Source organism: Mucilaginibacter dorajii (assembly GCF_024808255.1).
Lineage (GTDB): Bacteria > Bacteroidota > Bacteroidia > Sphingobacteriales > Sphingobacteriaceae > Mucilaginibacter > Mucilaginibacter dorajii.
Map to the genome: position 1 here is coordinate 110182 of NZ_JANTYS010000018.1, position 23613 is coordinate 133794.

Here is a 23613-nt window from a genome sequence, read left to right on the forward strand (position 1 = left end):
CACCTAATCCCTCAGGCAAAACCCACTGCTAAAACGCGAAATGAACAATAAAAACATTGTTCAGGCAATCCAACATTCCATCCAAAACGTATACTCTAAAAACAAAAGCGTGGCAATTAAGCGTGTTATGCAAAACCTAAAATATGTGGTACGATAAACTGATTGAACAAGACAAAGTGCCCGACCTGGTGTTGAGGCAGGGTATCCGTAAATTACTAAAACAACGCCTTGAAGACGAAAACAAAGGCGATGTAGAGGCGCAGCAGGCGCATTTAATGTCGCTGATAGCGCAGCTTAAAGCGTCGCCCATAGCGGTTAACACTGCCGATGCCAATGAACAACATTACGAGGTGCCAACCCGGTTTTATCAGTACTGCCTGGGCAAAAACCTAAAATACTCCAGTGGTTATTGGAAACACGGCGTAACCGATATTGATACCTCTGAAGATGATATGCTGGAGCTTACCTGCCAGCGCGCCGAGCTGGCTAACGGTATGAATGTGCTGGAACTGGGCTGCGGCTGGGGATCATTATCGTTATATATGGCCGCTAAATTTCCGAAGAGTAATTTCACGGTGGTATCAAACTCGCGTACCCAAAAAATGCACATTGATGAGCAGGCCAATCAACGTGGTATTGCTAACCTTACTGTGCTTACTGCCGATATGAATACCTTTACCATTGCCGATACTTTTGACCGCGTGGTATCTGTTGAAATGTTTGAGCATATGCGCAATTACCAGTTGCTGATGGCCAAAGTAGCATCGTGTTTAAAACCCGATGGCAAACTATTCATCCATATATTTACCCATAAGGAATATGCCTACCTGTTTGAGGTAATTGACGAAACCGACTGGATGAGCAAGTACTTTTTTACGGGCGGCATTATGCCAAGTGACGACCTGATGTTTTATTTTAATGACGACCTGCTGGTTGAAAAGCACTGGCATGTAAGCGGCAACCATTACGGTAAAACCTCTGAGGCCTGGTTAAGCAATATGGATAAACACAAAGCCGAAATTATGCCCCTTTTTGAACAAACTTATGGTAAAGACCAGGCCGTTAAATGGTGGGTTTACTGGCGCCTGTTTTACATGGCATGCGCCGAGTTGTGGAACTATAACAACGGTAACGAATGGATTGTAAGTCATTATTTATTTCATAAAAAAACTGCATGACCCGGTTAGTTATCTGTATTTTATTATTGCTCATTTCGCTGCTTACCGTTTTCAAGGCCTTTGAATACTACATATGGATGCTGACTATCGTTGCGGCCGAATTTTGCTGGGTATTTATTATTTTTTGCGTTATCGCGCTGCTGTCGGGCTTTTTTACAACCAAATATCAACTGGCGGGTACCATAACCGGGTTTTTAGCGCTGATACTGTTCGTCACACCAATAGTGCGGGCCTACATGGTTGCAGGTACTTTAAAACAAAATTTCACCGCCGTATTTGGCCTGGGGAGCACCATTATTAAAGGCGACAATAACCAGCCGCCGTTCAGCATAGGCAATATGTTTAAGGGCAATAAGCAGGTTAAGCCTAAACAGCTTACCTACAAAACCTATCCGGGACTGTACCTTACTATGGATTATTTCCCTACCCAGGTAGTTGGCCGCAGGCCCTGCGTGGTCATTGTACACGGCGGCTCGTGGAACAAGGGTGATAACACCCAACTGCCGGAGCTAAATAGTTACCTGGCGACAGCCGGTTATAATGTAGCTGCTATAAACTATCGCCTTGCGCCAAAATACCAAACTCCGGCACCGGTAGAGGATGTGCATAATGCGATGGTCTACCTGCGCAAACACGCAGATGAGCTGCATATAGATACCAACAATTTCGTATTGCTGGGCAGGTCGGCAGGCGGGCAGATAGCTATGCTGGCAGCTTACACTCTGCACGAGCCGGGCTTAAAAGGGTTAATAGATTATTATGGGGTGGCCGATATGGTTTGGGGTTACTCTATCCCGGCAAGCCCGTTGATTATGGATTCGCGCAAGGTTTTGGTTGATTATGTGGGCGGTACGTATCAGCAGGTGCCCGATAAATTCGCGGCTTCTTCGCCCATTGAGTATGTGAATGCGCAATCGGTACCAACGCTTATTATTCATGGTAGTAATGATGTGCTGGTATCGCCTATACATAGCCAAAAGCTGGCTGCCAGGCTAACCAAATTCGGCGTCAAGCACTTTTACCTTAAACTACCCTGGGCTACCCACGGCTTCGATTTTAATTTAAACGGACCGGGCGGCCAATTAGCAACCTATACTGTTGAACGCTTTTTAAACGTGGTTACCAAATAATATGTTAAAAACTGCCATTATTGGTACCGGTATTGCCGGTATGGGCTGCGGTCATTTTTTGAACGCCAGTCATGATCTTACCTTTTACGAACAGAACGATTACATTGGCGGCCACACCAACACGGTAACGGTTGATGAGGACGGCAAGCCAGTTTATGTTGATACCGGTTTTATGGTATTTAACTACCATACCTATCCCAACCTTTGCCGTTTGTTTGCCGAGATTGGCGCGCCGGTAAAAAAAACGGATATGTCGTTCAGTGTGCAGCATGTGCCTACCGGGCTGGAATATTCGGGCTCAAGCGTTAACCATTTGTTTGCCCAGCGCAAAAACATTTTCAACCTTAAATACCTCAAAATGCTGATGCAGATAGGGCGCTTCAATAAGGAAAGTGTAAAGATTGTTGACGATCCTAAGTATGCCAATTACTCCATCGGTCAATACGTTAAAGAGTTTGGTTTTGGCGAGGAAATGCTGTGGAAATACCTGGTGCCGATGAGCTCGGCGGTATGGTCGACCCCGATGGAGGAGATGCTGGATTTTCCGGCGGTAACGCTCATTCGCTTTTTTCAAAACCATGGCTTTTTGGGGTTAGATACCCAGCACCAATGGTACACTTTGGAGAAGGGTAGCCAATCGTACCGCGAAATTTTGATCAAACCATTTAAAGACCGCATTAAGGTAAACCGCAAGGCGCTTAAAGTAACCCGGCAACATGATGGGAAGGTGCTAATCAGTGCATCGGATGGATCGGAAGAGATGTTCGACAGGGTGATTGTAGCCACCCATGGTGACCAGGCTTTGGCCCTGCTTGCCGAGCCAACCCAGCAGGAACATAAGCTGCTCTCGTGCTTCAAATACCAGTACAACAAAGCCACCCTGCATACCGACGAAAGCATCATGCCCAAAACCAAACTGGCCTGGGCCAGCTGGAATTACCGCATTCAGCAAGAAAACGGCAAACTAAATCCCAGCACCATATACTGGATGAACCAGTTACAAGGTGTATCTGATAAAAAGAATTACTTTGTATCCATCAACCCGCACAATAACATCGACCCTAAAAAGATTATCAAAGAGCTTGATTATGAGCACCCTTTGTTTGATGTACCAGCCATAAACGCCCAGGAACAATTGTACAAGTTGAATCTTGATGGCCCGGTATACTTTTGCGGTAGCTATTTCAAATATGGTTTCCATGAGGATGCCTTTGCCAGTGCTGTTAAGCTATGCTCGCTGCTATTGGGCAGGCCTGTTTATGATGAAAGTGTGGTAATCCAGCCGCCGGTATAATCCGTATATTCATATATGGCAAACACGGCTATCAATTCCTGTTTATATAAGGCTAAGGTAATGCATCACCGGCTTGCGCCCAAAATGCATAGCTTTCATTACGAGGTGTTTATGTTTTACCTCGATCTGGATGAGATAGAAGGTCTTGGCAAGCGCATGAAGTTTATGAGCCGCAACCGGTTTAACCTGTTCAACTTCAGGGATAAGGATCATTTGCAGTTACCGCGCGAAAAACCTGATACATCCAAAAACATTCGTCAACATATTACCCAATACCTGGGTGATAATGGGGTAGTCATTGGCAATGGCCGTATCATGGTGCTCACCAACCTGTGTACCTTGGGCTACCAGTTTAACCCGGTGTCGTTTTATTTTTGTTATGATGAGGCTAATAAACCGGTATGCTCGGTTGTTGAGGTTTGTAATACCTTTTTGGAAATGAAACCTTATTTTTTGGGTGCCGATACCCAACAAGGCGAAACCTTTAAGCTCAATACCGGGAAATATTTTTACGTATCGCCATTCATCGATATGGATACCAATTTTGATTTTGACCTGGATATCCCCGGCGAAAAACTACAGGTTAAAATTGACGACTATGATAAGGAAGGCAAGCGGTTTTTCGTCAGTACGCTAAGCGGTATACGTAAACCTTTAACCGATGCCAACCTACTGTTGTATTTTTTGAGCTTTCCATTGATCACTGTAAAGATAATTACGCTTATTCACTGGCAGGCTTTAAAGCTGTGGTTTAAAAAGATCCCTTTTCACAAAAAGGACGATCAAAAAGAACTCCAAAAAGAAGTATTCAGGCCTTATTGACAAATATTTGTGTTGTAATAAAAACTTAAGGCCAATTAAATTACGTAACTATTACAATTAACACCATACGCAGTATTTCCTAAATATCATGGCCAACACCATCACACTCGTTAAAAAAAATAGCTTCTACCAGGATGTGGTTTTGAAAACCTTATCAAGGATGGATAAAGGCACGCTTTATCTTACCCTGCCCGATGGGGAACAATTGGCGATGGGTACCGGCGAAGGAAATATCAGCGCGCATATCTCTATCCACAGCGAAGAGTTTTACAAACGTATTATCCTTTACGGCGATATTGGTTTTGGCGAGGCTTATGTAGACGGCTTGTGGGATACCCAAAACATTACCAACGTAATCAGGTGGGCCTTATTAAATATCGAAAATGCCCCGGGCGTATCGGGCAGCAAAGTGCAAACACTATCGTTAAACCTCATGAAATGGTTTAATAAATTATATCATTTCAAAAGGGCTAATACCGTTGAAGGATCGCGCAAAAATATATCTGAGCACTACGATTTGAACAACGATTTTTTTGCCAGCTTCCTTGATCCAACCATGACTTATTCGGCCGCTTATTTTTATAAGGATGGTTTGTCGTTACAAGAAGCGCAGATCGCTAAATATGATCGGCTCTGTCGCCAGCTGCATTTAAAACCAACCGACCATGTTTTGGAAATTGGCAGCGGCTGGGGTGGTAACGCCATTTATATGGCTCAGCAATATGGCTGTAAGGTAACTTCATTAACCATATCAGAAGAACAGCATAAAATGGCTGTAGAACGTGTTGAGGCGGCAGGCTTGAGCAACAGGGTAAGTATCCTGATTAAAGATTACCGCCAGATGAGCGGCACGTTTGATAAGATCGTATCCGTTGAAATGCTGGAAGCCGTTGGTTTTAACTACATGGATGTATACTTCAAAAAATGTCATGATCTGCTAAAAAAGAATGGTATCCTGGCTATACAAGTAATTACATCGCCCGACTCAAGATACAAAGCCTTGCGTAAAGGAGTAGACTGGATTCAGAAACATATTTTCCCGGGCTCGTTGCTGCCATCAGTAGGTGCCATCAACGAATCCATCAACCGTACAGGTGATATGACCATGGTTGATTTGAAAGATATCGGTTTGGATTATGCCGCCACGCTAAAACTATGGCACCAGGCGTTCAACGCCAACCTGCCAACCGTAAAATCTTTAGGGTTTGATGATAAATTCATCCGCAAGTGGAACTACTACCTGTGCTATTGCGAAGCCGCCTTTGAAATGCGCAACATTAACGTAATGCACCTGGTTTATACAAGGCCCAATAATGTGGGGAGATAGTTGATTAAGTGAGTGGTTGATTGGGTTGGATTGCGTTGATTAAGTTAACTCTTAAAAGTCAAGAAACTGACTCATTACGAAGTTTAAGTCTCCCCTGCCGATGGAGATTTAGAGGGGGCTTCATCCCACCTTCTTCTCCCTAAACCTGCTGAAAAACACGATAGCCAGCAGGCAGAGTACACAGCCGCAGATGCCATTAAGGCGCAGCCCGTAATCATGTCCCGGATCTTTGCCATATACAGTTAAAAACGCGAACAGGGCTATACCCAGCGTCTGCCCCAATTTTACAAACAGGTATTTTACGGCAAAAAACATGCCTTCGCGGTTTTCACCTGTGCGTTCAGCTTCGTTTTCGGCTATCTCGGCAAGTATTGCATTGGGTAATATCCCCAATGAGGCTAATGGAAATGAAGCGCTTAAAACCAGGATATAAATTTGCGCCGTGGGCGATAGCGGAAATTTACCCAGGAAAAATATCGCCACAAAAATGAGACTTAGCAATCCGAAGGAAAAAAGAACAATGGCTTTCTTTCCAATCTTTTTGGAAAGGTAATTAACCCCCGGATAAAACACCAGCGAGAATAATACCATGGCTCCCATCAGGGCTCCCCCCATAGATTCGGGCAGATGAAGCAGTACGGTAAGGAAAAATAACAGACCGCTTGAAATGATGCTCAGCGACATGTAATATGCAAAATCGGATATCAGGTAGTATTTGAAATTGCGGTTCTCAAACGTTTTTTTGATGGCAGGCAACAACGGTAAATGGGTGGGTTTGCTGCTCGAATACTTCTTTTCATCTATAGCAAATACCGGTATCAGCATAATTAAACCAGCAAAAGCGCATAGCCCCCAAATGGTATATTGTACTGCCGAATCACGGTCGATAACATGAAAAACGTGCTGCACCAGGTCGGCAAAGTTATTTACCATGGCCGATATAATGATCCCTATTACAAATCCTACCTGCTGCAATGATGATAGTTTTACCTTTTCGGCAGCGGTATCGGTCATTTCGGGCAACAGTGCGTTGTAAGGGATAATATAGCTTGTTGCAGCCATGAAAAAACACACCAGGGTTAAGGTGATCCAGGCCGCATTTTTCATACTCTCGCCCCTTACTACGGGAAAAAAGGTAAGGCCGCAAAAAACGATAGCGGGCAGGATAGTCCATTTCATGAACGGAATGCGCCTGCCTTTAGGATTTTTACTTTTATCACTTAACGAAGCGATAAAAGGATCAAAAATGGCATCAACAAACCGGCCCGAAGCAGCGATGATGGACATGATGTTTAATACCCCAAAAACTAACAGTTGCGGCACCAGCGGAATCAAGCCCGAACTTGAGGGTGGCAGGTAAAAATAGGGGAGCATTACAATGATGATATTGGTCATCACACTCCAGCCTATCATACCGCAGGCATAGGCAAGTTGTTTTGAAAGTGGTAGTTTGGCTGCCGGCATGGTATGCAATATGCAAATATTAACTCAATAGCGGCAATAAACTTATTTACACGTTGCTACTTATTCACATTGGCGTTCAATTGTTACATGCGGTAATTTTGCAGGGTGTCCAAATACAAATCTCAGACCTCAAAGGGTTTGATTTGCATACGGGAGACGCAAAATATTACGTCTCTACAAGGAGGAGAAATAAAATTTAATTTAAGGGCATACTAATTACAAACCTGAATAATAATCATAACCCTGTTCGGCCCAGTAATCGCGCGGGCGTTTATCGCTAAAGGTCATGCTGCCTATCCGTTTCAGGTTTTTGATGCCGTATTTAACAGGGATGATAAGCCTTAACGGTGCACCATGTTTTGGTGGCAGCGGTTTTTCATTTACCTCGTAGGCCAGCAATGTTTGCGGGTGCATGGCACTTGGCATATCAATACCCACATAATATTCTTTATCGGGCGTTTCTAAGCCTACATATTGAAGATCGGTTTGATCATCCAGCTTAAAATGTTTGATGAAATCAACAAAGCTAACACCTCCCCAGTGCGAGATCTGGTCCCAGCCTTCCACACATTTAAAATCATAAACAATATCGGTTTTGGGTAAAGCTTTAATATCATCCATCGAGATGCTTAAAATTTCGCCCGATTTTTTCCTGACCTGTAGTTTCCAGGCAACAGCATCTATTTTCCCTTCGTTACCAATATCTTCGTTGTGGCGTACGTTTTTTGCAGCCATTTCTTTAGGATAGGTTTTTACCAGGTTATTATTACTGAACACTCTGCGAAAAGCAAGCTCTGTTTGGTTAAGCGCCCGTCTTAAAGGCTTGCGTGCCCCCGCAGTAACAGTAGCGGTTTCTTCGGGTGAGTTATAAAGCCATTTCCAGCCGCCATAAGCCACACCTGATGCTATAAAGAAAGTACCGAACGAGATAAAATTGCGCCGGTTGATCTTTTGGTCAATGGTCAATGGCTTTTTAGGGCCTTTATTTTTTTTATTGAACGGGTTTTTCATCGCTTGGTACTGGGGTTTCAACAATAGATTTAGGGTCGGGTTTATTGACCACTTCAAAGCCGGATATTACCGACCGGAAGTTGTTCCACCCGGCCAATATCACCTGTATAATATGGATCAAAAAGAAAAATACATAACCAATGGTTAATGCAAAATGAAGAATGCGTGCAAAGTGATAACCGCCGCAAAGCCAGGCTAAATAATAAAACTGAACAGGCTTATAAATGGCCAGCCCGGTTATCAACGAGCCAAAGCCCATCACAATAATAGCAGTATAGGCAATGCGTTGTGCAGCATTATATTTTTTTTGCGGTGGTGCCATTTTACGGATGTGCAGATCATGTAATAACACCAGCCAGGCCTCTTTAAATGATTTCTTCTGAGGCACCAGTTCGCGCCACTCACCGGATATCATAGTGTACAACACGTAAACCAAGCCGTTAAGCGCAAAAGCCCACATAAACAAAAAATGGAAAGCCATACCCTCGGCCAGTCGTTTCTGGATGTGAAAAGCGGTGTAAAACCCCTCGGGGAAAAAGCCAAAGAATTTATGCCCAAACAGGGTTATGGTATAAACATCATTAGCCCAGTAAATAAGCGTCCCACTCCAGATCATAATAGTGAGGATAGGGAAGTTTATCCAATGCGTCCATCGCATGGCTAAAGGGTGCTTTTCTTTTATTTCTTTCATTTATGGAGTGGTTTGCAAAAACTCCCATAACCAGCAACAGGGCCGGCTATGGGATATCAATATAAAACAATCACAATTATCTTACTTACTCGCTCCGGCTTCAAAACCCGCTTTTGCCGCGGCTAAAATTGAACCATTGCTGCTATTTTGTACAAAACCTATTACTTCATATCCCTGTGGGTTAAAGCCTTCGGGCAACGCTAAAGTGGCGCTACCTTTGCCGGTTGCAGCTAAATCCTGGGTTTGTACTTTACGTACAATTTGTACATGAGCTAAAGTGCGGCCGCCGTTTTCGCCGCGTTGTACTTTGGTTGCGCCATTTTTTTGCACAAGGGCTAATAATAATGTGCTGTTTTTATCCGCACCCTCGGTATTATATTGTACAGTAACATGGCCCTGGTTGTTTTGGGCGTTCAGTGTTAGTTTACCTGTGGAGGCGGTACGTAAACCAGCTGTTATAGCATTACGCAGTGTGCCTTCTTCAGATCCTACAAATTCTTTGCGGCCGTTAACCACTATTTGCGGCGTATAAACCGATTGCAGGTTTAACCAGCTGGCATATTCATTTTGTCTTTTTGAATAATCGGCGCTGCTAAAAACATCTTTCCAGCCCAGGCGGTTCCAGTAATCAACGTGGAAAGCTAAAATATAAACAGGCTTATCGCTGTTTTCCTTTTGGATCCGTGCCACCAGTTCATCGGCCGATGGGCAGCTTGAACAACCTTCTGATGTAAACAACTCAATTACTGCAAAGCCGTTGCCCGCCGGTTTATCCGTATTTTTATTTTTAAGTGTACCTGTATGTTTGGTAAAAGCTGTTGCTACCAATACCGCTCCTATAAGGCCGGCGGTAAGGGATAATATTTTAATTGCTCTCATAATCTGTTACAATTTAATTAACGTTTTCTGGCTTAGTCGGGATGTTTGAGATAACCTTACAAAAAATATTTTTTTATCCGATGTTCGGGGAGGTAAATCAGCAGGGATATAGATAAATTATAATCAACAGGATAAGTGTAAATTTAAGCAATAATCCGGCTGTTTTTTTGCAAACAAAAAACTGATATTTTATTGTAAGGATTTTAAGGTAAAAACGACTAAGCGTATAAAGTTTCATGAACACACTTGTTAAATGGCTACCGAAAATCAGTATTTAAACCCAAGGCAATGGGTTGAAGCCCATGCCGACTATCTATACGGCTATACCCTTTCCCGCTTAAATGACGAAGAGCAGGCTAAAGACCTGGTGCAGGAAACATTTTTAGCAGCGCTGGAAAAGGTGGATAAGTTTGAAGGGAAAAGTTCTGAACGTACCTGGTTAACGGCCATCCTTAAAAATAAGATCATTGATGTGTACCGCAAAAAATCATCAGGCCTGCGGCAGGCCGATGTAAAGGTGGCCGAAGAAGATCAGCAGGATTTTTTTGAGGAAGATAACGGCCATTGGACAAAAGCATATGCCCCGCAGCCTTTTGGTATTGAAGACCATGACCCATTGGTGGGCAAGGAGTTTAACAGCATCCTTCAAAAATGTATGCAAAAACTCCCCGCCTTGTGGATGGCTGTTTTTACTATGAAACATATGGACGATGCCACAACAGATATTATTTGCAGTGAACTGAAGGTTACACAAGCCAACTTTTGGGTGATCATTCACCGGGCCAAGCTTAACCTGAGGGCCTGCCTGCAAAAAAACTGGATTTAAAATTAATGATATGAGCCCACTTAAACACATTATATATAATTGCAAACAAGCCACTTTGCTGATAGAAAAACGGCAATTTAAAAAGCTAAGCTTCCGCGAATTTGTGGAACTGCGTATTCATTTGGCAGGCTGTTCTGTTTGTACGTTATACAATAAACAAAGCCAGGTTATTCACAAAATGGTACAGCAGCTATTTCATGATTCTATGCAGGCTACGGGCGTGCATTTGGATACCGGCTTTAAACAGGAGCTGCAAATACGTATTGAAGAAGAATTAAATAAATAATTGAAATACTTTGTAAGGTTTACCAAAACCGCCCGACTAATGCTGAAATGTTCATATAAAACAAACATGAAAACTAAAAATCAAAGTATGAAAACAATCATTTCAAGCGCATTAGCGGCTACAGTTGTGGCAGCGTGTTTAACCATCAATGTACAAGCTAAATCTTTAGCACCATTAGCAGTAAAAGCATCAATTACAGCAGTAAGCGATACCGGTAAAATGGCTAAAGACAAAATGAAAATGGACAAGATGAAGAAAAAGAAAATGGACAAAATGGGAAAAGACAAGATGAAGATGGATAAGATGAAGAAAGATACTGGCAGTAAAATGTAAGTTGTTTTTGTTTTTTGATCGTGAAGAGGGAGGTGATGCTCCCTCTTTTTTTTACTGACCTTTTATTTGCCCTTGGCATATTGTATGTTTTTGATGTTGATGTAGTAATTTCGAATTGAACTATAGATACCATGTTTAAAACATTCGATCATTCCAATTATCATGCTATTTGTGATGAACTCGCATCGGCCGATCCGGACCTGGCGCAGATCATCAGTAAATATGGTTATCCACCTTTATGGTCAAGACCAAATACTTTCGAAACTTTAGTACATATTATTTTGGAACAGCAGGTGTCACTGGCATCTGCCCTATCGGCATTAAATAAAATGAAGGAAAGGGTACAGGAGATTACCCCTGCAAGAATATTGTTATTAACCGATGAGGAATTTAAGGCTTGCTATTTCAGTCGCCAAAAAACAAGCTATAGCAAATACCTGGCAGAAGCTATCCTGAGCGAACAGATAAACCTTAACGAATTGGAGAAGCTTCCCGATGATGTGATCCGCGCAAAATTAACCTCGCTCAAAGGAATTGGCAACTGGACAACCGATGTTTACCTGATGTTTGTTTTACAACATGCCGATACCTTTCCCATCGGCGACCTGGCCGCTGTAAACGCGTTGAAGAGATTGAAAAATTTACCAAAAGAAACCACCAGGGAGGGCGTTATCGCGATGGCCGAACAGTGGGCACCACACCGTACGGTGGCAAGCATGCTGCTGTGGCATTTTTATCTTTCGGCACCGCGGACTGCAAAGCTATAATGTTGATCATTCGCGACTTTAATATCCCAGCTTAATCCTGCGCTGGGAAACCCTACCTTGGCGATATTAAACCAGCATCCACTTTGTTAATAAGCCCGCAGCTTGGTTTTCCGGTTATGCTGATCGAGGTAAAAATTATCGCCGCTAATAGTTCCCTAAATGAAAAAGGGCACGGTCATACAAGATCGTGCCCTTTTTAACTTTCAAAAACTCCCCTTTAGGGGTTGGGGGCCTAAACGTTAAACAAACCGTTACGTTCCTGTTCCTGGTAGTTTTGTACGGTTTCTATAGCGTTGTCAACCACATCGCTCAAGGCGGTAATAAACGTGCCTGGTTTAGCCAAACTCATAGCATGTTTAATGGCATCAACTTCTTTTGGTACAACCTCATAAGGTTTGTTGGCATCAACCGAATGAATGCCCTCTTTAAGCAAGGTCAGAATATTATCGGCGGTACGGCCGCGCAGGTGTTTTTCCTGGCGAAGGATGATGTAATCAAACATCTCAGCTGCTATTTTGCCAATTTCGCGGATGTCGTCATCGCGCCTGTCGCCGGTGCCTGCAATGATACCTATTTTCAGTGGCGAATCGATATGCCTCAAAAACTCCTTAATACCATTAAAGCCATCGGGGTTGTGGGCAAAATCAATCATGAAACGAAAATCCTTAAATTCAAAGATGTTCATCCTGCCCGGCGTTTGCGCTGCCGATGGAATAAAGGTTTCTAAAGACATTTTGATGTCTTCGGTTTTAAAACCATAAAGGAAGGTAGCCAGCGTTGCAGCCAATACATTCTCTATCATGAACGGAACAGTACCGCCAAAAGTTAATGGTATTAATATGGTACGCTGTACGCGGATCTTCCAATCACCTTTTTGAATGGTGATAAAACCGTTTTCGCAAATGGCGGCTATACCACCTTTACGGCAATGCGATTTAATGATGGGGTTATTCTCGTTACGGCTAAAATAAGCGATGTTACACTCGGCTTTGTTACCAATGCGTACGCAATATTCATTGTCGGCATTTAAAACGCCCCAACCATCTTTTTTAACCGAGTTAAGCACTACACTTTTTACGCGTGCCAGGTCATCCAAGGTATGAATATCTGCCAAACCAAGATGATCTTCCTGTATGTTGGTTACCACGCCAATATCGCAAAAGCCAAACCCCAGGCCCGAGCGCAGAATGCCGCCACGGGCGGTTTCCAAAACGGCAAAATCAACGGTTGGGTCTTTCAATATAAACTCCGAGCTTACCGGGCCGGTGGTATCGCCCTTCAGCATCATAGTGTTTTGCACGTAAATACCATCTGATGTGGTAAAACCTACCCTATGCCCATTGTTTTTTACAATATGTGCTATTAAACGGGTAGTAGTTGTCTTACCGTTGGTACCTGTAATGGCTATAATAGGTATGCGCGATGATTTGCCTGTTGGATAAAGCATATCCAATACATGACCGGCCACGTTACGCGGTAAGCCTTCGCTTGGGGCAATATGCATCCTGAAACCTGGCGCTGCATTAACTTCTAATATAACCCCGCCGTTTTCGGTAAGCGGCTCGTGCAGGTTTTGCGCCATAATATCGATACCGCAAATATCCAACCCGATGATCTTGGAGATGCGTTCGCAAATGAAAACGTTTTGCGGGTGCACATGATCAGTAACATCAACAGATGTACCGCCGGTGCTTAAATTGGCGGTCGATTTTACAAAGATCTTTTCATCCTTTGCCGGTACGGTATCGAGGGTATAGCCTTTTTTTTCCAGCAAGTCAAGCGTATCGCGATCAATGGAGATGAGAGTTAGCACATTCTCGTGCCCGTAGCCACGGCGAGGGTCGAGGTTTTCTTTGTCGATAAGTTGTTGTATGGTAGAAACGCCATCACCTTTAACATGCGCTGGGTCACGCAAGGCCGCGGCAACCATTTTATTATCGATAACCAATACCCTAAAATCGTAACCGGTAACAAAACGCTCTACAATTACGCGGCGTGATATTTTTGCGGCATGCTCATAAGCGGCAATAGCTTCTTCTTCAGTTTTAATGTTGATAGAAATACCACGGCCATGGTTACCATCCAATGGTTTAAACACTAAAGGGAAGCCTACTTTACGGATAGCCTCTGCAACGCCGGCAACTGATGATATGGTCATACCTTTGGCAACAGGGATAGCCTGTTCTTCCAGCATGCGTTTGGTTTCCTCTTTATTACTGGCAATATCAACAGCAATGCAGCTTGTTTTCTCGGTCATGGTAGCACGAAAACGTACCTGGTTTTTGCCATAGCCCAATTGCACCAATGATTGATTGTTAAGCCTGATCCAGGGGATATCCCTTGCAATGGCCTCTTCCACTATCGATCCTGTGCTTGGGCCCAGGCGGGTATTTTCGCGAATCTCGCGCATTTCCTGTATATCGGCATCCAGGTTATAATCCTCACCTGCTATTAAAGCCTCGGCAATCCGCACAGCCGATCCGGCTGCAAAAACACCTACTTTTTCTTCTATATAAGCAAATACTACGTTATAAACACCCCTGGTTTTGGTTTCGCGGGTACGGCCAAAGCCGGTATCCATACCTGCCAGGGTTTGAATTTCGAGTGCGATGTGCTCAATTACGTGGCCCATCCAGGTGCCTGCCACTACGCGCTGAAAGAATCCGCCCGGTACACCCGGCGAACAACGGTGCGAGTATAGCGATGGTAGTAGCCTTTCAAGGCGCTCATAAAACCCGTCAATTTCGTTGGTAGGCTTATGCTCCATCTCCTGCAGGTCAAGCCGCATTTGTATTAATTTTTTGCGCCGGATGCTCCAGATATTTGGTCCGCGCAATACTTGTATATTCTCGATCTTCATACGTATGTTACAAAATTTTTAAGCAGCTTAATTTCTTTAAAACTATAAAACTTAATAGGCTATTTAAAATTTTTAAGGGCAAAAAGGCATTATTTGTTTACAACAGCCTGTGTTTTTGGTGCATTTTATCGTAATTTGTAATGTTGGATCAGTGGATTGAGGTGGATTTTATTTGAATAGGTTGATTAAGTTTGTTTTATTTGGCGTAATCGCGTTAACTTAAATCAACTTAATCTAACTAAATCAACCCAATCAACTAAAAACTATAAAAGCATGATTGTCCCGAAAGGAAAACTAATAATTATTGGCGGTGCTGTTGATATGGGGAGTAATGTTACCATACAGGAACATATTTTACAGCCGGATTATATTAAATTTTTTGAACAGGGCATTTTAAAGCGGATCATTACCGAATCTGCCAGGCACGAAGGTTCATTAGTAGAAGTTATCACCACCGCGTCGCAAATTCCGGAATTGGTGGGCGAGGAGTATATTAAAGCATTTGGGCAGCTTAATGTAACCCATGTAAATGTACTGCACATTAAAACCCGTGAGGATGCAGCCAAAAAGGAATACCTTGAGCGCATCCGCAAAGCTGATGTGGTGATGTTTAGTGGTGGCGACCAGTTACGGCTTACCGCTATTTTTGGTGGCACCGAGTTTTTGCAGATTTTGAAAAAACGATATCAGCAAGAAAACTTTGTGATAGCAGGCACATCGGCAGGTGCCGCGGCGGCCTCAACCCATATGATTTACCGTGGGCAGAGCAATGAAGCCCTGATTAAAGGCGAAGTACAAATTACGGCCGGCCTTGGGTTTGTTGACTCCGTTATTGTTGATACCCACTTTGTACAACGTGGCCGCATAGGCAGATTGATGTACGCTGTTGCCACCAATCCTGGTATTTTGGGCATTGGCCTTGGCGAAGATGCAGGCCTGCTCATCACCGAAGGTAATTGCATGGAAGCCATAGGCTCGGGCTTAATTATTTTAGTTGATGGCAGGAATATTGTAGCTACCAATATATACGATGTAGAAATCGGTTCGCCGGTTTCTATCGAAAACTTAAAGGTGCATGTGATGTCTATTTATGATAAATACGATCTGTCACATCATCGTTTATTGATAAAAAAGACCGTTAAGGTTGAAGAAGGCGTTTTTATCAACGCGCCGGACAACGACCTGTTGCAATAAGCCCCTCCTAAATCCTCCCCGGTAGGGAGGACTTAAAGGCAGAGCGGGCGAAATAGTTTAAACAACGATTTCTGTAATTGTACAGAGGAAAAAAGCTCTTTTTTTAAAGTCTCCCCTACCGGGGGAGATTTAGAGGGGGCCGGGGGCTATCTTATGAAGATCATCATACATGGCGGTTTTTTCAGCGAATCGCAAACCAACCAGGAAGTAAAGCACGCCAAACAACAGGCCTTAAAAGATATTGTGCAGGCAGGCTATAAATACCTGTTAAGCCATACCGCTTTAGAAACTGTGGTTTATACGGTTTGCCTGTTAGAGGATTGCGACCTGTTTAACGCTGGCACCGGCTCGCAAATTCAAAGCGATGGTAAGATCCGGTTAAGTGCTTCGCTGATGGATGGTAAAACACAAAAATTTTCGGGAGTGATCAATATCGAGGATGTAAAGAACCCTATTTGCATTGCCGAAAAATTAATGGCTTACGATGATCGTGTTTTGAGTGGTAAAGGAGCTAAAGAATTTGCCACTAATAATGGTGTTGCTTATTACAACCCAGAAATACCCCAACGCCGCCGCGAGTACGAGCAAAAATTAAGCGACTCTATCCGTTTAGGTACGGTTGGCTGTGTTGCGCTTGATGTATATGGCAATCTGGCGGCTGCTACCTCAACGGGGGGAAAAGGCTTTGAGATCCCCGGCCGGGTAAGTGATTCGGCAACTACAGCCGGCAACTACGCAAACGGTTTTGCCGGCATCTCCTGTACCGGTGTTGGCGAAGATATTGTAAGCGGATCTGTAGCCACTAAAATTGTTACCCGTGTTACCGATGGTATGCCATTATCAGCCGCGAGCGATAAAACACTTGATGAACTAAAACCTTTTGACGGTTTTGCGGGCATTATAGGCATATCTGCCGACGGCAATTTTTACCACGCCGATACACACCCTTACATGGTTTGGGCCTCATGCGATGGTGAAGTAGAAGTTTTTGATTAATAAGTCGCATTAGTCTATGCTGAGAGAATATTCAGATTACTTTTTTTATTCAAAAGAATTTAATTCTACCTTATAAACAACATGTTAGCTTTTTTTGAATAAAGTGAACATAACATTTGATGAATACATTTCGTTAAATTCACTTGTGTTTTAAAACCACTGATATTTACCGGTTTAGCGGTATTGCTTAACTGGTTTTAATGGTTATATTTGTTTACTGATTAATTTATTAAACTCAGACATAAAAGATTAAATGAAGTATTTTTTACTTGTTATCTTATGTTCCGCCAGCATTTCGGCATCGGCACAATGGTGGCAAAAGCCTGTAAACAGCATAAGCAACGTATTTAAAAAGCATGAACGCTTCCCGCAGCTTGATGAGGTTAAAGATCATTCCCTTAAAGGATTGCCTGTGGCGCAGCTTGCCAAACACAAAATAAGCAACATAAGCCTTGAACTGGCCTCATACTCTTTGTACCTGCAGGAAATGTCGGTAATGAAAACAGCGCAGCACAATATGCGTTTTAGGGTATACAATGCCGCCAGCTATAATTTTAGCGATCTGGCCCAAATGTACCTGAAACAAAACCGCCTATCTGAAGCTAAATGGTATTTATTGCAAAGCCTGCAGATATCGCGCCAGCAAAGCGACGACAGGCATACCATCAATAATTTGATGGGCCTTGCCACAGTAAAAGCAGGCTACGGCGATTATACCCAGGCGATGCAGGACCTTGATGAAGCCCGCAACATGGCTACCAGCCATGGATTAACAGCCGATGTTGTGGCCATTAACAAACAGGCGCGCTATTTACAAGACAATAAATCAAACCCAAAAGCAGAGATCCGCTATGCGGAAACCACCGATCTGGAACCTAAAAAGGTGATAAAATAATTTTTTTATGTAACAATAGCGTAAAATGCATTTACTTGTATACTACAAGTAAAACATTATCGTATAATTGTTATTAAGAGACAGCAATTTGACTGTCTCTTTTTTTTACATTAGCAATTATTATTTAGGCACACGTATTGATGTTTTACAACACCCCCGATTTAACTACAGTAAAAGATATGTTTAAGAAAGTATATTTATTAGTATTACTGGCTGCTGCACTTGCATGTAAGGCATCACCCTCAAAACCAGTTAAGGTAAGCAAAGCCGATCTTACACCAGATGATCAGCAAGTTATAGTTTGCAAAAAAATTGCCGAGCTGATCACCAATTACAACTATAAAAAAGTTGAATTGAATGACTCTATTTCGGCCGTGATATTTGACCGTTATATTAAATCGCTTGATGAAAATCACAGCTATTTTTTAGCATCTGATATCAAAGATTTTGAAAAATATAAAACCGTATTAGACGACGATATTAAAGCAGGTAACCTTAACGATGCTTTTTACATTTTCAACGTTTTTCAAAAAAGGTACCTGGAGCATGTAAACTACTCACTTACCCGTTTAAACGAAAGTTTTGATTTCGATAAAAAAGAATCATTTGTTTATGACCGTGATAAATTGCCATGGCCCACATCACAAGCAGAAATGGACCAATTGTGGGGACAACGCGTAAAATACGATCTGCTTAACCTGAAACTGGCCAGTGCGGATATGGCTGCAAATAAAACAACTCTTAAAAAACGTTACGAAAACCTGATCTCGCAAGCCAACAAGCTTTCAAACCAGGATGTGTTTCAATACTTTATGGATGCCTTTACCGAAGCTATCGATCCGCATACCAATTATTTTAACCCGGCAAACGCGGCCAATTTCAATATCGAAATGTCTCGCCAGTTAGAGGGTATCGGGGCATCACTGTTGGTAGAAAATGAATATGTAACCATCAAATCGGTTGTACCGGGCGGCCCTGCCGATAAAAGTAAACAGATTAGCGTTGATGATCGTATTGTGGGTGTAGCGCAAGGCAAAACAGGCGAGTTCCAAAACGTAGTTGGCTGGCGGGTTGAAAATGCTATCGCACTTATCAGGGGTACAAAAGGGACCACAGTAAGGTTAGAATTACTGGCGGCAGGCGCAAAAGCGGGGGCTAAACCCAAAGTTGTTGAGATGGTACGCGAAAAGATCATCCTGAAAGACCAATCAGCTAAAAAAGAGATCCGTACTTATGATAACAATGGTAAAGCGGTTAAAATAGGTGTAATTTCTATCCCTGCATTCTATATCGACTATAATGATTATAAAGCAGGTAACCCTAACTATAAGAGCACTACGCATGATGTGAAACTATTATTAGATAGCCTGAAACAGGAGAATGTTGATGGTGTTGTGATAGATCTTCGCGAAAACGGTGGCGGCTCATTAATGGAAGCTATTGAGCTTACCGGTTTATTTATTAAGCAAGGCCCGGTTGTACAGGTACGAGATACCAAAGACCAGGTTGATGTAGAAAAAGATGAAGATCCTTCTATTACTTATTCTGGTCCGCTTGGTATTTTGGTTGATCGTTTCAGTGCTTCGGCATCTGAGATCTTCTCTGGCGCTATCCAGGATTATGGTCGCGGGTTGATATTGGGTACGCAAACTTATGGTAAAGGCTCTGTTCAAAACGCTATTGATTTAGATAGAATTTTAGGCACACCGCTGCGCGATAAATTAAATGATCTGGCAGCTAATGTATCTGGTGTTAAAAAAACAAAAGCTGTATCAACAGGTAGCCAAAGCACCTACGGCCAGCTTAACTTAACCATAGCTAAGTTTTACCGTGTAAGCGGCAGCTCAACCCAGCATAAAGGTGTAACGCCAGATATTCAGTTTCCATCAGTAATCCCGTTGGATAAATATGGTGAAGATACGGAGCCATCGGCCATGCCTTTTGATGTCATCGAAAAAAGTGACTTTACCAAAGCCGGCGATTTTACATCTGTGTTGCCGCAGCTGAAAAAAATGCATGATCAGCGTATGGCTACCAGCGATAGCTACAAATACATGTTAGAAGATATTGCCGATTACAAAAAGCACGATGCCGACAACAGCGTAACCCTTAACGAAAGCGAGTTAAAAAAACAACGCGATTCTGACGAGCAAAAAGCTATAGAGCGCAACAACTTGCGTCGTGTGGCCTTAGGTTTACCGGCCCTTAAAAAGGGGGATAAAAAACCCAAAAATGAAGACCTGGATTTTGTAAAACGCGAAGCCGGCCAGATCATGACTGATTACATTAGCTTAGGATCAAAATTTACAAGCATTCAGCCACAATAAGGCCAGTTTTTGACAAGTATATTTAAGCCGGACTCTTAGTCCGGCTTTTTTGTTTTGGGCCGATCTATAAATGCTGTTTGAAGTAAAAAATCGACATTGCGAGTTGTAAAATCCGCGGATTATAAAGGGGAAAAATACCCTGAAAGGCTTGTCATCCCGGGTGATAAAATTTCGCGAAATTCTGAGGGTGGAATGACACCATAAAGCTATGTCATTACGAGGAACGAAGCAATCGCGAGCTGTACAGATCCGCCCTGTATAGCATGCGATTGCTTCGTTCCTCGCAATGACATGGTGGACTTGTCATGGGGCAGATGCTTACTTCACTACTAAAAAAGACAAAATCCTGTTACAACAAGTTAGGAAGCACCCAATACTTTAAGTGCCTGTTTAAATATATTTGCTTAAATATACGGGCGGCACAAGCCGTTCTTAATTCAAACACATAAATCTGCCATGGCTAATCATTTTAAAGAAGCAAGCGTTGAAGAAATAAACCAGGTAATGCAACAGGCGCAAACCGCATTTGAGGCGTACCAAAAAACAAGCGTTGAAGAAAAAAGCCTGTTTTTAGAGGCTATAGCTAATGAGATTGAAGCAATAGGCGATGCCTTGTTGCAAAAAGCATCCGAAGAAACAAACCTGCCTATCCCACGCCTGACCGGCGAACGTGCGCGCACTACCGGGCAGCTGCGCATGTTTGCCACTATGCTGCGTGAAGGTAGCTGGGTTGAGGCTACCATTGATACTGCTTTACCAAGCCGCACCCCGCTGCCACGGCCAGATCTGCGTAAAATGCTGATCCCATTAGGGCCGGTGGTTGTATTTGGAGCAAGTAATTTCCCCTTCGCCTATTCAACGGCGGGTGGCGATACTGCAAGCGCGTTAGCAGGAGGCTGTTCCGTGGTGGTGAAAGCACACCCGGCACATGCCGAAACATCTGAATTGGTTTATGGAGCCATCAAAAAAGCAATAACAAGCACCAACATGCCAGAGCATATTTTTCAGCATGTGCATGGCACTTCGTTTGAGAGCGGCAAAGCTTTGGTACAGGCCGATGACACAGCCGCTGTTGGCTTTACCGGATCGACTGTTGGTGGTTTGGCTTTAGTAGAATATTCGTCTAAACGAAAAAGGCCTATCCCGGTTTTTTCGGAAATGGGCAGCATTAACCCTGTCGTATTTTTACCGGATACCTTAACCCAAAACGCTGCCGATCTGGCCGCGCAATACGCAGGGTCTATTACCTTAGGGATGGGCCAGTTTTGTACCAATCCAGGCCTTATGATGGCTATTGAGGGCGAAGGCTTAAATAGCTTTTTAGATAGCTTAGGCAAAGGTATTGAGGCTGTAAAACCGGCTAAAATGCTGCACGCAGGCATTCATACCGCGTATGAGAGAAAGAGTGATACCGCTTTAGCCCAGGACGGTGTAAAATTGATACAACAATCGGCTACAGCTGCAACAGATATTGAAGCGTTACCAACTGTTGCCCAGGTTAGCGGCGAAACCTTTTTAGCAAACCCACTATTGCATGAAGAAGTTTTTGGCCCTTACTCACTTATGGTAAGCTGCAAAGACGAGCAGGAACTGATTAAGATTTTAAAATCAGTTTCGGGCCAGTTAACCACTACAGTTATGGGTACCGATGTTGATTTTGCAGCGCACGCAGCCCTGTTGCAAACGCTGCCTGCAATTGCCGGCCGTGTATTGTTTAACGGTGTACCAACCGGTGTTGAGGTTTGTGCCAGTATGGTGCATGGAGGCCCTTTCCCCGCCACAACCGACAGTAGGTTTACCGCGGTGGGTATTAATGCCGTAAAACGCTGGGTACGCCCCGTATGCTTCCAAAACTGCCCGGATAACCTGTTGCCGTTAGCTTTGCAAAATGCCAACCCTACAGGCATCTGGCGCATGGTTGATAATGAGTGGAAAAAATAAGCTATACCGGCTCTGACTGACCTATACTGTGTGTGTACACATATTTTTATCAAAAAATGTCATTTCGAACGAGCACGGGTAAGGAAAAAGCGGGGCTGCGAGGAGAAATCTTGTGCGTCTTGCTCGGCCGAATGTCCACTTTTGCAAGATTTCTGACTCGTCCGGGAAAAACTATACACTAAAAAGAAGTGTATGAAAACAGAAGACGATCAAACAGCGCCCATAATTCGCTTTCACGAGCGGGGCCACTTTCAAACAAACTTACGGGATGAGATCATAAAATCGATTGAGTCAGGGACTCCCCGGAGTGTAATAGTTTATCAATATGGGGTATCGCGAAGTACGCTATGCGATTGGATGCGGAATCACGGATCGAAGGATTATCAGGCCAAACAGGGAGGTAGTGATTTAACAGAGATTGAAAAAAGGTCGATCGTCCGCCAGATTGAACAAGGGGTATTAAGCCCTCATGCAGCAAGGAAAACTCATGGGATGAGCGGAAGCACGCTGAATAAATGGCTTAAGGCATCGTTGAAAGAAAATGTCGAACTTGCAGTCTATGATCCGTTTGAGATGAAAGACAAAGCCGTAGACCAGCCTGATTTGGCAGATCCCGAAAAGGACGCTTTAAAAAAGGCATTGGAAGATGCACAGTTGAAGATCAGCGCCTTAAATACGCTTATTGATGTAGCGGAGGAGCAGTTTAAGATCAAGATCAGAAAAAAAGCTGGAGCCAGGCAGTCATGATCATGAAGCATGATTACCCCCATTTAAGCTGGGGTTTTCTATGCGGACTGTTTGGTAAAACCCGCCATGCCCACTACGATCATTTATGGAGAAGCCAGAAGGACTCCCTCAAAGAGGAAATTATTCTACAGCTTGTTTATGAAATAAGAAGATCGTTGCCCCGGCTGGGGACAAGAAAAATGCTTTTTTTACTACAGCCACAGCTGGCCTCTCATAACATAGAAACTGGTAGAGATTATCTGTTTGACCTGTTTGATGCCCATAAGCTACTGATCAGACAGCGTAAACGAAAAGTATTCACTACCGATTCCCGGCATTGGATGCATAAGTATGCCAACCTGGTAAAGGGAGTAGATATTACGCGACCCGAGCAGCTTTGGGTAAGTGATATAACCTACATCAGGGTACAAAACCAATGGGGATACCTGTCGCTGATCACGGATGCATTTTCACGTAAGATCATGGGTTATTGCTTCCGGTCTGATATGCTGGCGCTGGGATGCATAGCAGCCTTACAGATGGCCCTGGATAACCGCAGCTACAGCGGGCAGAGCCTGACCCATCACTCTGACAGAGGTGCTCAATACTGCTCGAAAGATTATGTGGACTTGCTTGTAGGCGAAACAGTCTCCATTAGCATGACCG

Annotated in this window: 21 protein-coding genes; 16 read left to right on the forward strand and 5 right to left on the reverse strand. The window is 43.4% G+C overall.

Annotated features, from left to right (window positions below; genetic code table 11):
• The first annotated feature begins 143 nt into the window (after positions 1–143).
• The 5 genes from FHS10_RS21515 to FHS10_RS21535 all read left to right on the forward strand — a co-directional run bounded on the left by FHS10_RS21515 (position 144) and on the right by FHS10_RS21535 (position 5751).
• Entirely contained in the window at positions 144–1178 is a 1035-nt protein-coding gene (locus tag FHS10_RS21515) for an SAM-dependent methyltransferase (protein ID WP_259094508.1), read from the forward strand.
• On the forward strand, positions 1175–2308 hold the full coding sequence (locus FHS10_RS21520) for an alpha/beta hydrolase (RefSeq protein WP_259094510.1): 1134 nt from the start codon (positions 1175–1177) through the stop codon (positions 2306–2308). The genes FHS10_RS21515 and FHS10_RS21520 overlap by 4 nt, the downstream gene beginning before the upstream one ends.
• Position 2309: 1 nt before the next feature.
• Positions 2310–3602 carry an NAD(P)/FAD-dependent oxidoreductase gene (locus FHS10_RS21525; protein WP_259094512.1) on the forward strand — a complete coding sequence of 431 codons (1293 nt, stop codon included), beginning with the start codon at positions 2310–2312 and terminating at the stop codon, positions 3600–3602.
• 15 nt (positions 3603–3617) lie between these two features.
• Positions 3618–4424 carry a DUF1365 domain-containing protein gene (locus FHS10_RS21530; protein WP_259094514.1) on the forward strand — a complete coding sequence of 269 codons (807 nt, stop codon included), beginning with the start codon at positions 3618–3620 and terminating at the stop codon, positions 4422–4424.
• Between the two features lie 88 nt (positions 4425–4512).
• Entirely contained in the window at positions 4513–5751 is a 1239-nt protein-coding gene (locus FHS10_RS21535; RefSeq protein ID WP_259094516.1) for an SAM-dependent methyltransferase, read from the forward strand.
• A gap of 120 nt (positions 5752–5871) precedes the next feature.
• On the opposite strand, the gene FHS10_RS21540 is transcribed toward FHS10_RS21535, so the two are convergent.
• The 4 genes from FHS10_RS21540 to FHS10_RS21555 form a co-directional block, all read right to left on the reverse strand.
• Complete coding sequence (locus FHS10_RS21540) at positions 5872–7215, reverse strand: MFS transporter (protein WP_259094517.1); 1344 nt, start codon at positions 7213–7215, stop codon at positions 5872–5874.
• 216 nt (positions 7216–7431) lie between these two features.
• The gene (locus FHS10_RS21545; protein WP_259094519.1) at positions 7432–8226 is read right to left on the reverse strand and encodes a molybdopterin-dependent oxidoreductase; all 795 of its coding nucleotides are present in this window, start codon (positions 8224–8226) and stop codon (positions 7432–7434) included.
• Positions 8207–8917, reverse strand: a complete 711-nt coding sequence (locus FHS10_RS21550; RefSeq protein ID WP_259094522.1) for a cytochrome b/b6 domain-containing protein — start codon at positions 8915–8917, stop codon at positions 8207–8209. Before FHS10_RS21550 ends, FHS10_RS21545 begins: the two co-directional genes overlap by 20 nt.
• 81 nt (positions 8918–8998) lie before the next feature.
• On the reverse strand, positions 8999–9796 hold the full coding sequence (locus FHS10_RS21555; RefSeq protein ID WP_259094524.1) for a DUF1223 domain-containing protein: 798 nt from the start codon (positions 9794–9796) through the stop codon (positions 8999–9001).
• Between the two features lie 253 nt (positions 9797–10049).
• Between FHS10_RS21555 and FHS10_RS21560 the strand changes: the two genes are divergently transcribed.
• The 4 genes from FHS10_RS21560 (at position 10050) to FHS10_RS21575 (ending at position 12008) form a co-directional block, all read left to right on the forward strand.
• On the forward strand, positions 10050–10622 hold the full coding sequence (locus FHS10_RS21560; RefSeq protein WP_259094527.1) for a sigma-70 family RNA polymerase sigma factor: 573 nt from the start codon (positions 10050–10052) through the stop codon (positions 10620–10622).
• A 10-nt stretch (positions 10623–10632) separates the two neighbouring features.
• On the forward strand, positions 10633–10908 hold the full coding sequence (locus FHS10_RS21565) for a hypothetical protein (RefSeq protein ID WP_259094530.1): 276 nt from the start codon (positions 10633–10635) through the stop codon (positions 10906–10908).
• Between the two features lie 66 nt (positions 10909–10974).
• Positions 10975–11241 (forward strand): hypothetical protein, encoded by a 267-nt coding sequence (locus FHS10_RS21570; protein ID WP_259094532.1) that lies wholly within the window; start codon positions 10975–10977, stop codon positions 11239–11241.
• Between the two features lie 131 nt (positions 11242–11372).
• Positions 11373–12008 carry a DNA-3-methyladenine glycosylase family protein gene (locus FHS10_RS21575; protein WP_259094534.1) on the forward strand — a complete coding sequence of 212 codons (636 nt, stop codon included), beginning with the start codon at positions 11373–11375 and terminating at the stop codon, positions 12006–12008.
• Between the two features lie 232 nt (positions 12009–12240).
• Here FHS10_RS21575 and cphA read toward each other — a convergent pair whose 3' ends face one another.
• Complete coding sequence (cphA, locus tag FHS10_RS21580) at positions 12241–14868, reverse strand: cyanophycin synthetase (RefSeq protein ID WP_259094536.1); 2628 nt, start codon at positions 14866–14868, stop codon at positions 12241–12243.
• A 273-nt stretch (positions 14869–15141) separates the two neighbouring features.
• Here cphA and FHS10_RS21585 point away from each other — a divergent pair, with 273 nt between their 5' ends.
• The 7 genes from FHS10_RS21585 to FHS10_RS21615 all read left to right on the forward strand — a co-directional run.
• Positions 15142–16062 carry a cyanophycinase gene (locus FHS10_RS21585; RefSeq protein ID WP_259094538.1) on the forward strand — a complete coding sequence of 307 codons (921 nt, stop codon included), beginning with the start codon at positions 15142–15144 and terminating at the stop codon, positions 16060–16062.
• 153 nt (positions 16063–16215) lie between these two features.
• A complete protein-coding gene (locus tag FHS10_RS21590) occupies positions 16216–17058 on the forward strand; it encodes an isoaspartyl peptidase/L-asparaginase (protein ID WP_259094540.1) in 843 nt (280 codons plus the stop codon).
• A gap of 253 nt (positions 17059–17311) precedes the next feature.
• On the forward strand, positions 17312–17953 hold the full coding sequence (locus FHS10_RS21595; protein ID WP_259094542.1) for a tetratricopeptide repeat protein: 642 nt from the start codon (positions 17312–17314) through the stop codon (positions 17951–17953).
• A 179-nt stretch (positions 17954–18132) separates the two neighbouring features.
• Complete coding sequence (locus FHS10_RS21600; protein WP_259094544.1) at positions 18133–20280, forward strand: carboxy terminal-processing peptidase; 2148 nt, start codon at positions 18133–18135, stop codon at positions 20278–20280.
• Positions 20281–20736: 456 nt separating this feature from the next.
• Positions 20737–22221, forward strand: a complete 1485-nt coding sequence (locus tag FHS10_RS21605; RefSeq protein WP_259094546.1) for an aldehyde dehydrogenase (NADP(+)) — start codon at positions 20737–20739, stop codon at positions 22219–22221.
• A 192-nt stretch (positions 22222–22413) separates the two neighbouring features.
• Positions 22414–22968: a hypothetical protein gene (locus FHS10_RS21610; protein ID WP_259094548.1), complete on the forward strand. Its 555-nt coding sequence runs from the start codon at positions 22414–22416 to the stop codon at positions 22966–22968.
• A 2-nt stretch (positions 22969–22970) separates the two neighbouring features.
• A partial coding sequence (locus FHS10_RS21615; RefSeq protein WP_259094550.1) for a DDE-type integrase/transposase/recombinase occupies positions 22971–23613 on the forward strand: 643 nt, incomplete at its 3' end.